At 72.6% G+C, this 13,055-nt stretch carries 13 protein-coding genes; 10 read left to right on the forward strand and 3 right to left on the reverse strand.

The genetic code is table 11. The annotated features are described in order from the left end of the window. Window positions 1-5: 5 nt before the first annotated feature. From OG456_RS27185 to OG456_RS27205, 5 genes are read left to right on the forward strand one after another with little or no spacing between them, the layout of a single operon-like run. Entirely contained in the window at window positions 6-905 is a 900-nt protein-coding gene (locus OG456_RS27185) for an acetaldehyde dehydrogenase (acetylating) (RefSeq protein WP_266565399.1), read from the forward strand. Beyond that, window positions 902-1,927 carry a 4-hydroxy-2-oxovalerate aldolase gene (gene dmpG / locus OG456_RS27190; RefSeq protein WP_266565401.1) on the forward strand — a complete coding sequence of 342 codons (1,026 nt, stop codon included), beginning with the start codon at window positions 902-904 and terminating at the stop codon, window positions 1,925-1,927. The genes OG456_RS27185 and dmpG overlap by 4 nt, the downstream gene beginning before the upstream one ends. A gap of 17 nt (window positions 1,928-1,944) precedes the next feature. Further along, window positions 1,945-3,090 (forward strand): Rieske 2Fe-2S domain-containing protein, encoded by a 1,146-nt coding sequence (locus OG456_RS27195; protein ID WP_266565403.1) that lies wholly within the window; start codon window positions 1,945-1,947, stop codon window positions 3,088-3,090. Then, window positions 3,090-3,317 (forward strand): hypothetical protein, encoded by a 228-nt coding sequence (locus OG456_RS27200; RefSeq protein WP_116502649.1) that lies wholly within the window; start codon window positions 3,090-3,092, stop codon window positions 3,315-3,317. Before OG456_RS27195 ends, OG456_RS27200 begins: the two co-directional genes overlap by 1 nt. Further along, window positions 3,310-4,314: a ferredoxin--NADP reductase gene (locus tag OG456_RS27205; protein WP_266565406.1), complete on the forward strand. Its 1,005-nt coding sequence runs from the start codon at window positions 3,310-3,312 to the stop codon at window positions 4,312-4,314. The genes OG456_RS27200 and OG456_RS27205 overlap by 8 nt, the downstream gene beginning before the upstream one ends. 88 nt (window positions 4,315-4,402) lie before the next feature. Here the strand turns inward: OG456_RS27205 and OG456_RS27210 are convergent, their stop codons facing one another. Further along, complete coding sequence (locus tag OG456_RS27210; protein WP_266565408.1) at window positions 4,403-5,272, reverse strand: IclR family transcriptional regulator; 870 nt, start codon at window positions 5,270-5,272, stop codon at window positions 4,403-4,405. Between the two features lie 201 nt (window positions 5,273-5,473). Further along, window positions 5,474-6,181: an HAD family phosphatase gene (locus tag OG456_RS27215; protein WP_266565410.1), complete on the reverse strand. Its 708-nt coding sequence runs from the start codon at window positions 6,179-6,181 to the stop codon at window positions 5,474-5,476. Between the two features lie 214 nt (window positions 6,182-6,395). On the opposite strand from OG456_RS27215, the gene hsaA reads away from it, so the two are divergent. The 5 genes from hsaA to OG456_RS27240 all read left to right on the forward strand — a co-directional run bounded on the left by hsaA (window position 6,396) and on the right by OG456_RS27240 (window position 11,571). After that, window positions 6,396-7,580, forward strand: coding sequence for a 3-hydroxy-9,10-secoandrosta-1,3,5(10)-triene-9,17-dione monooxygenase oxygenase subunit (hsaA, locus tag OG456_RS27220; protein WP_266565412.1), 1,185 nt, complete (start codon window positions 6,396-6,398; stop codon window positions 7,578-7,580). Next, on the forward strand, window positions 7,577-8,458 hold the full coding sequence (gene hsaD, locus OG456_RS27225) for a 4,5:9,10-diseco-3-hydroxy-5,9,17-trioxoandrosta-1(10),2-diene-4-oate hydrolase (RefSeq protein WP_266565413.1): 882 nt from the start codon (window positions 7,577-7,579) through the stop codon (window positions 8,456-8,458). The genes hsaA and hsaD overlap by 4 nt, the downstream gene beginning before the upstream one ends. A 76-nt stretch (window positions 8,459-8,534) precedes the next feature. Then, window positions 8,535-9,431, forward strand: a complete 897-nt coding sequence (locus OG456_RS27230) for a VOC family protein (RefSeq protein WP_266565414.1) — start codon at window positions 8,535-8,537, stop codon at window positions 9,429-9,431. Further along, the gene (locus OG456_RS27235; protein ID WP_266565416.1) at window positions 9,419-9,907 is read left to right on the forward strand and encodes a flavin reductase family protein; all 489 of its coding nucleotides are present in this window, start codon (window positions 9,419-9,421) and stop codon (window positions 9,905-9,907) included. Before OG456_RS27230 ends, OG456_RS27235 begins: the two co-directional genes overlap by 13 nt. Then, window positions 9,904-11,571 (forward strand): FAD-dependent oxidoreductase, encoded by a 1,668-nt coding sequence (locus OG456_RS27240; RefSeq protein ID WP_266565423.1) that lies wholly within the window; start codon window positions 9,904-9,906, stop codon window positions 11,569-11,571. Before OG456_RS27235 ends, OG456_RS27240 begins: the two co-directional genes overlap by 4 nt. On the opposite strand, the gene OG456_RS27245 is transcribed toward OG456_RS27240, so the two are convergent. Next, window positions 11,531-13,009, reverse strand: coding sequence for an ankyrin repeat domain-containing protein (locus tag OG456_RS27245; protein WP_266565425.1), 1,479 nt, complete (start codon window positions 13,007-13,009; stop codon window positions 11,531-11,533). The genes OG456_RS27240 and OG456_RS27245 overlap by 41 nt on opposite strands. Window positions 13,010-13,055 lie beyond the last annotated feature (46 nt).

The raw sequence follows: 13,055 nt of genomic DNA on the forward strand, positions 1-13,055 counted from the left end.
TACATATGACTGCGAAAAAGGTCACCGCCGCGATCGTCGGCTCCGGGAACATCGGTACCGACCTCCTCCACAAGCTCCACCGCTCCCAGTACATCGAGCCGCGCTGGATGATCGGTGTGGACCCCGACAGCGCGGGCCTCGCGCGGGCGCGGAAGCTGGGGGTCGAGGCGAGCCACGAGGGCATCGAGCCCCTCCTCGCCCGGGACGAGCTGCCCGACCTCGTCTTCGAGGCGACGAGCGCCTACGTCCACCGCGCCAACGCCCCGCGCTACGCCGAACTCGGCATCAGGGCCATCGACCTGACCCCGGCCGCCGTCGGCCCCGCCGTGGTCCCGCCCGCGAACCTCACCGCGCATCTCGACGCGCCCAACATCAACATGATCACCTGCGGCGGCCAGGCCACCATCCCCATGGTGTACGCGGTCTCACGCGTCGTGCCCGTCGCGTACGCGGAGATCGTGGCCTCCGTCGCCTCGGTGTCCGCGGGGCCCGGCACCCGCGCGAACATCGACGAGTTCACCCGGACGACGTCCCGCGGCATCGAGGAGATCGGCGGCGCCGCGCGCGGCAAGGCGATCATCATCCTCAACCCGGCCGAGCCGCCCGTCATCATGCGCGACACCGTCTTCTGCGCCATCCCCGAGGACGCCGACCGGGACGCGATCACCCTCTCCGTGAAGGAGATCGCCGAGAGCGTGGCGACCTACGTGCCGGGCTACCGGCTGCGCACGGAACCGCAGTTCGACGACCCGTCACCCATGAACGGCGGGATGGCGCGCGTCGCGATCTTCCTGGAAGTGGAGGGCGCGGGCGACTTCCTGCCGTCGTACGCAGGAAACCTCGACATCATGACCGCCGCCGCGACGAAGGTCGGCGAGGAGCTCGCGAAGGGGATCCGCAAGTGAAGCCGTACTCCGAGGCGCTCGACATCCGCGTCACCGACTCCTCGCTGCGCGACGGTTCGCACGCGAAGCGGCACCAGTTCACCGCCGACGACGTGCGCCGCATCGTCGGCGCCCTCGACGGCGCGGGCGTCCCCGTCATCGAGGTCACGCACGGCGACGGCCTGGGCGGCTCGTCCTTCAACTACGGGTTCTCGAAGACGCCCGAGCAGGAGCTCATCAGGGCCGCCGTCGACACGGCGCGCCAGGCGCGCATCGCGTTCCTGATGCTGCCCGGTCTCGGTGTGAAGGACGACATCAGGGCCGCGCACGCGAACGGCGCGAGCGTGTGCCGCATCGCGACGCACTGCACGGAGGCCGACATCTCCGTCCAGCACTTCGGCCTGGCACGGGAGATGGGCCTGGAAACCGTCGGATTCCTGATGATGGCGCACTCCACGACGCCGGAGCGGCTCGCCGCCCAGGCCAGGATCATGGCCGACGCCGGCTGCCAGTGCGTGTACGTCGTCGACTCGGCCGGCGCCCTGGTGATGGACGACGTCACCGACCGGGTGTCCGCGCTCGTCGCCGAACTGGGCGACGACGCGCAGGTCGGCTTCCACGGTCACGAGAACCTCGGCCTGGGCGTCGGCAATTCCGTGGCCGCCGTGCGCGCCGGAGCGCTGCAGATCGACGGTTCGACGCGGCGGCTCGGCGCGGGCGCGGGCAACACGCCGGTCGAGGCGTTCGCCGCCGTCTGCCACAAGATGGGCCTGCGCACCGGCATCGACGTACTGAAGATCATCGACGCGGCCGAGGACGTCGTGCGGCCCGTCATGGACGACGAGTGCCTGCTCGACCGGATGTCCCTCCTGATGGGGCACGCCGGCGTCTACTCCAGCTTCCTCAAGCACGCCTACCGGCAGGCGGAGCGCTACGGCGTCTCCGGTGCCGAGATCCTGCTGCGCGCCGGGGAACGCCGCCTCGTCGGCGGCCAGGAGGACCAGCTCATCGACATAGCCGTCGAACTCGCGGCACGCGACTGAAGGGCAGGACACGCGACATGACCGCACAGCACCAAGAGGTCCGAGTCATCGAGGCCGCCGCGCCGCCGGCCCGCTACGCCCGCGGCTGGCACTGCCTGGGCCTGGCCGCGGCCTTCCGCGACGGCGGCCCGCACGAGGTCGAGGCGTTCGGCACGAAGCTCGTAGTCTTCCGCGGGGAGCCCGCGGCGGGAGGCCCCGGCCGCCTGCACGTCCTCAACGCGTACTGCCCCCACATGGGCGGCAATCTTGCCCACGGCACCGTCAAGGGCGACGCCGTCGCCTGCCCGTTCCACGACTGGCGCTGGGCGGGCGACGGGCGCTGCGCCGGCATCCCGTACGCGCGCCGCGTCCCGCCGCGCGCAAGGACCCGCGCCTGGACCACCCTCGAACGCAACGGGCAGCTCTACGTGTGGCACGACCCCGAGGGCAATGAGCCCCCGCCCGGCGTCACCATTCCGGAGATCGAGGGCATCGGCAGCCCCGAGTGGTCCGACTGGTCCTGGAGCGCGCTGCGCGTCGAGAACTCCAACTGCCGAGAGATCGTGGACAACGTCGTCGACATGGCGCACTTCTTCTACGTCCACTACGCGTTCCCGAACTACTTCAAGAACATCTTCGACGGCCATGTCGCCACCCAGTACATGGAGTCCACGCCGCGCGGCGACGTCGAGCTCGGCACGCTGTCCACCGGCGGCGGCCTGCGCTCCGACGCCTCGTACTTCGGCCCCTCGTACATGATCGACAAGCTGTGGAGCGATGTCGGGGGCGGTGTCGAGATGGAGTCCGTCCTCATCAACTGCCATTACCCGATCGACGAGAACAGCTTCATGCTCATGTACGGCGCGATCGTCAGGAAGCTGCCCGGCATGAGTGACGAGCAGGCCGCCGACGCCGCCCGGCTCACCTCCGAGGGCCTCGCGGTCGGCTTCGAGCAGGACGTCGAGATCTGGCGGAACAAGACCCGCATCGACAACCCGCTCCTCACCGAGGAGGACGGCCCCGTCTACCAACTGCGCCGCTGGTACGAACAGTTCTACGTGGATACCGGCGACGTCAAGGACGAGATGGTGCGGCGCTTCGAGTTCGAGATCGACACCGAGCGTGCGACCGCCGCCTGGCGCGCGGAGGTCGAGGAGAACCTCGCCCGGCGGGAGGCCGACTGATGCGGCCCGTGCAGTGCGGGGTCTGCGGAAACCAGGTCCTGTGCGAGAAGTTCAGCGCCGCCCACACGCAGATCCAGTGGACCGAGGAGGCGGCCGCGGTCTGCCCGATCATCGCGGAGCGCGTCGCGGCCGGTGAACTGAGCGCTCGGGTACGGGGCTGCGCGCCGCTGCGAGCGAGCATCGACGTGGCGGTCGCGAGCGGGCTCCTGGAGGTCGCGGATGCCTAGCGTGAGGGTCCGGGTCGCCCAGGTGATACGGGAGACGGCCGACGCGGTCTCCCTCGTCCTGGACGCGCAACTCCCTTACAAGTCCGGTCAGTTCATGACCGTACGGCTGCCTGGTGGCGGGGCCCGCTGCTATTCGTTGGCCAGCTCCCCGCACACCGGCGAGCCCATGAAGGTCACCGTGAAGAGAGTCGCCGGGGGAGTCGGGTCGGGCTGGATCTGCGAGAGCGTCGCACCTGGCGACGAGCTGGAGGTCCTGCCGCCCGCGGGGACGTTCACGCCATCCGACCTCGACGGGGACGTGCTGCTCGTGGCGGGCGGCAGCGGCATCACACCGGTCGTCTCCATCGCCAAGTCGGCGCTCGTCGCGGGCCGCGGCCGGGTCGCCCTCCTGTATGCGAACCGCGACGAGGAGTCGGTCATCTTCCGTGAGGAACTCCGGCTCCTGGGAGTCGAGTTCGCGGGCCGGCTCGCCGTCGTGCACTGGCTGGAAACCCTCCAGGGCCTGCCCACGGCCGCCGCCCTGCGCGCACCCCTCGCCCCGTACGCGGGACGCGACGCCTATCTGTGCGGGCCCGCGCCTCTGATGGACGCGGCCGAGCAGGCGCTACGGGCGGTGGGCGGCCGGTCCGTGCGCAGGGAGCGGTACTTCTCGCTCGGCGACGACGTGTTCGCCGAGCGGGAGGACCGGGCCGAGCGCCGGAACGGGGCCGAGCCGGACTGCGACGACCACCGGCTGCACGTGGAACTCGACGGCGAGGAGCGGGAAGTGGCGTGGCCCGCCGGGACGCCGATGCTCGACGCCCTGCTCGCCGCCGGCGTCGACGCCCCCTTCTCGTGCCGCGAGGGCGCGTGCAGCGCGTGCTGCTGCCGGGTCACCAAGGGGGAGGTCACGATGGCGCGCAACGAGATCCTCGACCAGCGGGACCTCGACGAGGGGTACGTTCTCGCGTGCCAGGCGCTGCCGGTGTCGGACGCGGTGGGGGTCACGTACTCCTGAGGCGCGCGGGCCGGGCCTCCCCTGAGGCGCCCGGCCCGTGCGGATGAGGCGGGCCGGGCCCTCTCGGGAGCGGACCCGCCCGCGCCCGCTACATCCACTCACTCGTCCGCAGCCACCCCATCATGTTGTCCATCGCCTGCTCGGAGACGCCCGGCGCGCAGCTCGGCGGTGGCGCCGAGCGGGTCGCGCGGCCGGGCCCGTACAGGTCGAGCCAGACCGTGCGGGCGCAGGCGAGCACGGCGGGCGCGAGGCGTTCCAGGTCGCGCTGGGCCGTCAGCCCCTTGCCGGACAGGGAGATCGCGGCGACGGCCCGGCCCGCGCCGCGCAGCGGGGCCGCGACGCAGACGACGTCGCGGTGGCTCTCCTCGTGGTCGAAGGCGACGCCCCGGTCGCGGGCCGCGGCGAGCGCGGAGCGCAGCGCGGTCGGATGCGTGAGGGTGCGCGGCGTGCGGGGGCGCAGCCCATGCGCGAGGACGCCCTCGACGGTGGCCGGGTCGCTGAACGCGAGGACCGCCTTGCCTGCGGCCGTGCAGTACGCGGGCATGCGGCCGCCGACGCGGGAGGGCACCGACGTGTCGTGCAGGCCGCCGATCCGTTCCAGGCAGACCACTTCGGCGCCGTCGAGGACGTACAGGTGCACCAGGTGCCCGGTCGACTCGTGCAGCGCGTGCAGCCGGGGGAGCGCCGTCCGGCGCAGCCGGTTGTGGTGGGCGGCGAGCGCGCCCAGTTCGAGCATCCCCATGCCCATCCGGTAGTCCCGGCCCTCCCGGTCGAGCCAGCCGAGCCGTACCAGCTGGTCGAGGATGCGGTGGGCGGAGGACCGGGGGATCCCGGAGCGCCGGATCACCTCCGTGAGGGAGAGACGCGGCTGTGCGCCGTCGAAGGCGCCGAGCACCTTCGCGGCCTTCTCCAGGAGCGAGGGCGCGGCGCCCCCGACGATCCCGGTCTGCTCGGGCATGGCTGAACCCCCAGGACAACAGGGCGCATCCGCGACATTGCGGGCGCGTTGACGACCTCGCGCCGACCTTGCCATGCGCCCTCGGCCCAGGGGAAGAGCCGGGAGCTACGTATTTCGGTTCGGCATACCTTTCGCCGTCATGTTGATCGCTTCGGTATGCCTGTCGTCGTCACGCCGCCCGCTGCCGCACGCCCGTCGACGTCACGCCGCCCCCGCCACGAGGGACCGCAGCAGCCCCACATCCGCCCCCGTGAGATCGGCGACGACCGTGCGGCCCGGGGCCTCGGGGATCGGCCGCACCGACGGGACCGCGAGGACCGCGCACCCCGCCGCCTCCGCCGACGCCACTCCCGTCGGGGTGTCCTCCACCGCGACGCACCGCGCGGGCTCCACGCCGAGCGCCGCGGCCGCCGCGAGATACGGGTCCGGCGCCGGCTTCGTGCGCGGCGTGTCCTCGGCCCCGTACACCGCGTCGAAGACGTGCCCGTCGAGGGACCCGGCGATCCGGCGCACCACCGCGCGCGGCGACGCCGACACCAGGGCTGTCGGGACCCCGGCCGCGCGCAGTGCGGCGAGCAGCCCGAGCGCGCCCGGCCGTGGCGGCGCGCCCTCGGCGATCCGGGCGGTGAAGCCCCGGCCCAGTTCGTCCGCGAGGTCCTCGCGGGTCGCGCCCAGGGACTCGTACAGCAGGTCCGCCGTGTCCTCGACCGAGCGTCCGAGCGCCGCGGCGCGGCCCTCCTCGTCCAGGGGACGGCCGTGCCGCTCGGACACGGCCTCGACGACCTCGAGCCACATGTCCTCGGTGTCGACGAGCGTGCCGTCCATGTCGAAGAGCACCGCCTGGAGGGCGGAGGGTTCGAAGGGCAGCGCGCGGGTGGGCGCGCCGACGTGGGCGCGAGGGGTGTTCACAGTGCTCCAGAAGCCGAAGGGACAGGCCGACCCTCTCATTACGGTCGCCCCGCATGACAGGCCGGTGAACGGCGCACGCCATCCACACAGCCCACGGGCGACAGCCGGGGAACCCGCCGAGGTTCCCGCTCAGCGGGAACCACCCGTTCTCGGCCCGCGGGAGGCGGGCGTACGGTCCAGCCACTCGAACCCGCACCCAGGAGAGGGCCCTCGCATGAGCGAATCCCCGGCCACCGCAGCCGCCGTACTCGAAGCGGTCCGCGCCCTCGCGCCGGCGCTGCGCGAACGCGCCGCCGAGGCGGAGGCGCTGCGCAAGGTGCCCGACACGTCGATCAAGGACCTGGAGCAGACCGGCTTCTTCCGGCTCCTCCAGCCCCGGGCCCACGGCGGATTCGCCGCCGACCCGGCCGTCTTCTACGCCGCCGTCCGCGAGATCGCCCGAGCCTGCGGCTCCACCGGCTGGGTCGCGTCCGTCGTCGGCGTCCACCCCTGGCACGTCGCGCTCTACGACCCGCGCGCCCAGGAAGAGGTGTGGGGCACCGACCCGTCGACCCGGATCTGCTCCTCGTACGCCCCGACCGGCAAGGTCACACCCGTCGACGGCGGCTTCCGCATCAGCGGCTCCTGGAGCTTCTCCTCCGGCTGCGACCACGCGGACTGGGCGCTGCTCGGCGGCCTCGTCATGGACGCGGACGGCCGTCCCGTCGACATGCGGACGTTCCTCGTGCCGCGCGCCGAGTACCGCATCGACGACGTGTGGGACACCGTCGGCCTGCGCGGCACCGGCTCCAACAACGTCGTGTGCGACGACGTGTTCGTGCCCGAGCACCGCGCCCTCAGCTTCGGCCCCGTCACGGCCCTGAACGTGCCGGGCCACGCGGTCAACCCGGAACCGCTCTACCGCCTCCCGTACGCCGCCGTCTTCACCACCACCATCTCCACCCCCGTCGTCGGCATCGCCGAGGGCGCACTCGACGCGTACATCGAGGCAACCCGCAAACGCTTCCGCGTCTCCTACGGCGAGCAGGTCGCCGAGGACCCCTTCGCGCAGGTCCGCATCGCCCGGGCCGCCTCCGACATCGACGCCGCGGGCCTTCAGCTCCAGCGCAACATCGCCGAGTTGTACGCCTGCGCGGAGCGCGGCGAGGAACTCCCCATGCCGCTGCGCGCCCGCGCCCGCCGCGACCAGGTCCTCGCCACCGAGCGCGCCGTCGCCGCCGTCGACCTGCTCATGGAGAACGCGGGCGGCGGCGCCATGCGCACCGGCCCCAACCCGGTGCAGCGCGCCTGGCGCGACGTCCACACCGGCCGCGGCCACGCCGCCAACGACCCCGAGCGCGCCCTCCTCCTCTCCGGCCAGAGCGCCCTCGGCCTCGACATCCAGGACACGATGCTGTGAGCACCTCTACCGATACGGCGAACTCCCTTACCTACGAGGGGACTTCGCGGACCGGCAAAGCCGCGGGCCTGACCCTCCACTACCACGAGGCGGGCCCCGACGCCCCGGACGCCCCCGTCGTGATCATGCTGCACGGCGGTGGCCCCGGCGCCTCCGGCTGGTCCAACTTCGGCCGCAACCTGGCCGTGTTCGCGGGGCGCTTCCGTACCCTTCTGATCGACCAGCCCTGCTACGGCGCCTCCGACAAGCCCGAGCTCACCAAGGACTTCTTCTCCTACGCCGCCGACGCCATCGCCGCCCTCATGGACGAACTGACCATCCCTCAGGCGCACTTCGTCGGCAACTCCCTGGGGGGCGGCAGCGCGACCCGGATGGCCCTCGACCACCCGGACAAGGTCGGCAAGCTCCTCCTGATGGGGCCGGGCGGCATCTCCGTCAACCTGTTCGCGCCCGACCCGACCGAAGGCATCAAGAAGCTCTTCGCGTTCAACGACTCGGGCCAGCCGACCCGCGCCATGATGCGCGACTTCCTGACCACCCTCGCGTACGACGCCTCGATCGTCACCGACGCGTTCGTCGAGGAGCGCTACGCGCAGGCCGTCGACCCCGAGGCCAAGCTCGGCAACGACCGCATGGCCGCGTCCTTCGCCAAGTGGCCCGCCGACACGATGCTGTGGCGCGAGGCCCACCGCATCACCGCTCCCACGCTCCTCACCTGGGGCCGCGAGGACCGCGTCAACCCGCTCGACGGCGCCCTGGTCGCCCTCAAGACCATCCCGGACGCGCGCCTGCACGTCTTCCCGCACTGCGGCCACTGGGCGCAGACCGAGCGATTCGACGAGTTCAACCGCCTCGCCATCGACTTCTTCGGCCACTAGTCACCAGCCACCAGCCACCAGCCACTGGTCACCAGCCGCCAGGCACCACCCACCAGCCACCGAAAGGCCCGCAGCCATGGACATCCGCTCTCTGGGCTTCCTCCGCATCGAGACCGCGAAGCTCGCCGAGTGGCGCACCTACGTCATCGACATCCTCGGGATGACCGAGGGCGCCGACTCGACGGACACCGTTCTGCACGCCCGGATCGACGACCGAATCCGCCGCCTGTCCTTCGTGGCGGGTGAACACGACCGCCTTCTGTCCGCCGGCTTCGAGGTCGCGAACGCGCGAGCGCTCGCCGAGGCCGCCGCCGAACTCGAAGCGGCCGGAGTCGCCGTCAAGCACGCCGACGACGCCACCCTCGCCGACCGCCGCGTACAGGGCCTCATCCACTGCGAGGACCCGGCCGGCAACCCCCTGGAGATCTACTGGGGCCAGGCCCAGGACCACACGCCGCTCGCCGCGCCCTACGGCAACCGCTTCGTCACCGGCGACCACCTCGGCCTCGGCCACGTCGTCATGCCGGCCCCCGACATGGAAGCCACCCTCGACTTCTACGAGAACCTCCTCGGCTTCCAGCTCCGCGACCGCATGAAGCTGCCGCCCGTCGCCGTGCCCACGGGGAAGCCGGGCCAGGACTTCTACTGGATGAACTTCCTCAGCCCCAACGCCCGCCACCACAGCCTCGGCCTGTACCCGGGTGAACTGCCTCCCGGCATCGTGCACTTCATGGTCGAGCTGGAGCGCCTCGACGACGTCGGCTTCTGCCTGGACCGCATGAACGCGGCGGGCATCCCGATCGCCTCCACCCTCGGCCGGCACTCCAACGACCACATGGTGTCGTTCTACGCGCAGGCCCCCGGCGGCTTCCAGGTCGAGTACGGCTGGGACGGTCTCATCGTCGACAAAGCGACCTGGGTGACGAAGGAGATCACCTCCGACAGCTTCTGGGGCCACCGGTGGAACGGCTGACCCCGGAAGCGTTCCGCGACGTCCTGGGCCACTTCGCGTCCGGCGTCACGGTCGTCGCCGCCCTCGACGAGGACACGGGCGAACCGGTGGGCCTCGCCTGCCAGTCCTTCGCCTCGCTCTCCCTCGAACCGCCGCTCGTGCTGCTGTGCGTCGCCAAGTCGTCGACGAGCTGGCCCAAGGTGCGGCGCGCGGGCCGGTTCGGCGTCTCGATCCTCGCAGACGACCAGCGCGCCGTGTGCGCAGCCGTCGGCCGCAGCGGCCCCGACAAGTTCCGCGACGTGCAGTGGGAGCCGGCCCCAGGCGGCGCGGTCCGCGTGGCCGGCGCCCTCGCCACCGTCGACTGCGAGCTCTACGCCGTCCACGAGGCCGGTGACCACTGGATCGTCACCGCCCGCGTCCTCGGCCTGACCGCACGCGACGGCGGCAGACCCCTCCTCTACTTCCGCAGCGCCTACGCCACCGGGGAGTTCGCATGAGTGACGCCGAGATCGGCTACGACGTGGTGGTCGTCGGGTCCGGCGCCGCCGGGTTCGCCGCCGCGATCACCGCCCGCCTGCGCGGCCTGACCGCCCTGATCGTCGAGAAGACCGACCACTACGGCGGCTCCACCGCCCTGTCCGGCGGCGCGATCTGGGTACCGGGCAACTTCCACCTCGACGCGGCCGGCCTCGGCGACACGTACGAGAAGGCCCGCGCCTACCTCGACGCGACCGTCGGCGACCGCGTGCCGGGCGACCGCAAGGACGCCTATCTGCGGCACGGGCCGCGCATGGTGCGCGAGTTCCACGACCGCACCGCCGTCCGCTTCATGTACACGCCCGGCTACTCCGACTACTTCCCGGAGGCGCTCGGCGGCATGGCGCAGGGCCGCTCGGCCGAGCCGTGCGTCGTCGACCTCAAGGAACTCGGCCCGCTCGCCCGGGACCTGCGCCGGGCGGGGCTGCCCACATACGGGCTGACCATGACGTCGTACGACTTCCGATTCCTCAACATGGTCGCCCGCACCTGGGCCGGCAAGCGCAGGTCGCTGCGGGTGGGGGCGCGGGCCGTGGGCGCGGCGCTGCGCGGGCGCAAGCTGCTCTCGCTCGGTGAGGCGCTCATCGCGAGGATGCGGCTCTCCCTGGAGCGGCTCGGCGGAGACCTTTGGCTGTCGGCGCCGCTGACCGGGCTCGTCGTGGAGGGCGACCGCGTCACCGGCGTCCGCGTCCTGCGCGACGGCACCGAACACGTCGTACGGGCCCGCGGCGGCGTCGTCCTCGCCTCCGGCGGCTTCTCCCACGACCAGGCCCTGCGCGACAAGCACCTGCCGCAGCCGACGTCCACCGCGTGGACCCACTCCTCCGAGGGGCAGGTCGGCGACGCCCTGCGCCTGGGCGAGGAACTCGGCGCCGCCACCGACCTCCTCGACAAGGTGTGGGGCGCCCCCTCCCTGTGCCCGCCGGGCGAGAAGCCGTTCTTCCTCGTCGCCGACCGGGGCATCCCCGGCATGGTGATCGTGAACGAGGCGGGGGAGAGGTACGCCAACGAGGCGGCGCCGTACCACGAGTTCGTGGACCGCATGTACGCCGCCGACCGCCCCGACGCGACGACCGTCCCGTCCTGGCTGATCCTCGACGCCCGCTCCAAGGCCCGCTACATCTTCGCGGGCCTCTTCCCCGGCCAGGCCTTCCCGAAGCGGTGGCGCGAGAGCGGCTTCCTGAAGGAGGCCGCCACCGTGGAGGAACTGGCCCGGATCATCGGGACACCCCAACTCCCGTCCACCATAAGGAAGTTCAACGGCTTCGCCGCCACCGGAAAAGACGAGGACTTCGCGCGCGGCGACAGCGTCTACGACCGCTACTACGGCGACCCGACCCTCCAGAACCCCAACCTCGCGCCCCTCGACAAGGGCCCCTTCTACGCTGTCCCCGTCCACCCCGGCGACATCGGCACCAAGGGCGGCCTCGTCACGGACGCGGACGCCCGCGTCCTGCGCGAGGACGGCACACCCGTCGCCGGGCTCTACGCCTCCGGGAACTGCTCGGCGGCCGTCATGGGGGAGACGTACCCAGGGCCCGGCGCCACGATCGGGCCCGCCATGGCGTTCAGCTGGGCAGCCGTCAACGACATCGCGGGACCGTCCAGCCCAGACGGGCCCTGACCCGCGCGTCGGAGACATGGCGGATCGCGTCCCGCGCCGTGTCGTGCGCGTACCCGCCGGGCGCCTGGCAGGCGAGGATCCGCGCGAGCGCCTCGACGGCCCGCGGATCGTGGCGCAGCGCCAGGCCGCGGGCCGCCTCCGCCGCGGCGTCCGGGACCGGGTCTTCGAGGAGCGCGGCCAGCGCGTCGCGCACCTGAGCCGTGTCCGCAGGGGCCGCGGCGAGCGCCGCCGCGGCCCAGTTGCGCACATCGCCGTCCGCGTCGCGGGTCAGCGCGACCAGCGCCGCGACGCCCTCGCCGTGACCGGCCGGCACGAGACCCGTCAGGGCGAGCGCCACCGCGCGGCGCACCCGCGGCTCCGGATGCCGCACGTGGAGCAGGATCTCCGGCAGCGCCGCCGGATCCCCGAGATGGCCGAGCGCGACGACGGCCGAGCGCGGACCGGCGGTGTCGCGGGCCGTGCGGGCCAGGGCACGCAGCAGCGGGAGCGACCTGGCCGTGTACCGGCCCCGCGGCCCCAACTGCCCGAGCACGTCCGCCCCGAAGGCCCGCCGCGGCGCCTCACCGCTCGCACACCACGCGGCCGCCGCGAGGAACGTCTCCTCGTCGCCACGTGCTTGGAGTACGGCCACCGCCTCGGTCCAGTCGTCGTCGTCCGGGTCGGCGCGGCGCAGCGCACGCTCCGCCAGCTCGGCGGCCGGTGTGACGACACCCAGGTCCGCCTCCAGGAGCGTGGCGATCGCCGCGTGCCCCGTCTGCATGTCGTTGCCCGACCGCGGCCGCCCCTCCTCGTCGAGCAGCTCCACGACCACGGTCACCCCGCCGTCCTCCACGAACCGCTGCGTCACCGCCTCGCTCTGCGGCTGCTCAAGTCCCGTACGCAGCACCGCCGCCACATCCGCACCGCACCATGCCAGCGCCTCCGCAAGCGCCTCGGTCCGCCCCTGCGCGCCGTGTTCGAGCAGCGCACGCACACACCCCGTGGACCCGCGCCGGGCCGCCGCGACCAGCGGAAGACCGCCACCGGGACCCGGCAACTGCGGATCCGCGCCGCCGTCGAGCAGCGCCCGCACCACCCGCTCGTGCCCGCGCTGGAGCGCCCACGCCATCGCCGTGAACCCGAACTCCTCGCGCAGATCGACCCGCGCGTCCGCCGCGAGCAGCGCCCGCACGACCTCCGTGTGCCCGCCGCACGCCGCCCCGCACAACGGCAGATCCGTGCCACTGCTCAGCCGGTCCGGGTCCGCCCCGGCCGACAACAGCAGCCGTACGATGCCCGGCTCGTCGCTCACCGACGCCAGATAGAGCGCCGTACGGCCCTCGTCGTCCGGCTCGTCCGCCGCGACGCCCGCGCGCAGGGCCCGCACCACCGCGTCCTCGTCACCGCCGTACACCGCGTCGAACAGGCCACTCGCGCCTGCCTTCTGCTCTTCGTCCATTTGTCGACCATCCCCCTCACCCGGGGTGAACGCAAAGCGTTTTGAG

Source organism: Streptomyces sp. NBC_01446, from assembly GCF_026340095.1.
In the GTDB taxonomy this organism is placed as follows: domain Bacteria; phylum Actinomycetota; class Actinomycetes; order Streptomycetales; family Streptomycetaceae; genus Streptomyces; species Streptomyces aureus.

Coding starts and splice junctions, on each gene's coding strand:
- OG456_RS27245 (WP_266565425.1), bottom strand. CDS start 13,009: ATGGACGAAGAGCAGAAGGCAGGCGCGAGTGGCCTGTTCGACGCGGTG.
- OG456_RS27210 (WP_266565408.1), bottom strand. CDS start 5,272: ATGCCCGAGCAGACCGGGATCGTCGGGGGCGCCGCGCCCTCGCTCCTG.
- OG456_RS27195 (WP_266565403.1), top strand. CDS start 1,945: ATGACCGCACAGCACCAAGAGGTCCGAGTCATCGAGGCCGCCGCGCCG.
- OG456_RS27185 (WP_266565399.1), top strand. CDS start 6: ATGACTGCGAAAAAGGTCACCGCCGCGATCGTCGGCTCCGGGAACATC.
- OG456_RS27205 (WP_266565406.1), top strand. CDS start 3,310: ATGCCTAGCGTGAGGGTCCGGGTCGCCCAGGTGATACGGGAGACGGCC.
- hsaA (WP_266565412.1), top strand. CDS start 6,396: ATGAGCGAATCCCCGGCCACCGCAGCCGCCGTACTCGAAGCGGTCCGC.
- OG456_RS27230 (WP_266565414.1), top strand. CDS start 8,535: ATGGACATCCGCTCTCTGGGCTTCCTCCGCATCGAGACCGCGAAGCTC.
- OG456_RS27200 (WP_116502649.1), top strand. CDS start 3,090: ATGCGGCCCGTGCAGTGCGGGGTCTGCGGAAACCAGGTCCTGTGCGAG.
- OG456_RS27240 (WP_266565423.1), top strand. CDS start 9,904: ATGAGTGACGCCGAGATCGGCTACGACGTGGTGGTCGTCGGGTCCGGC.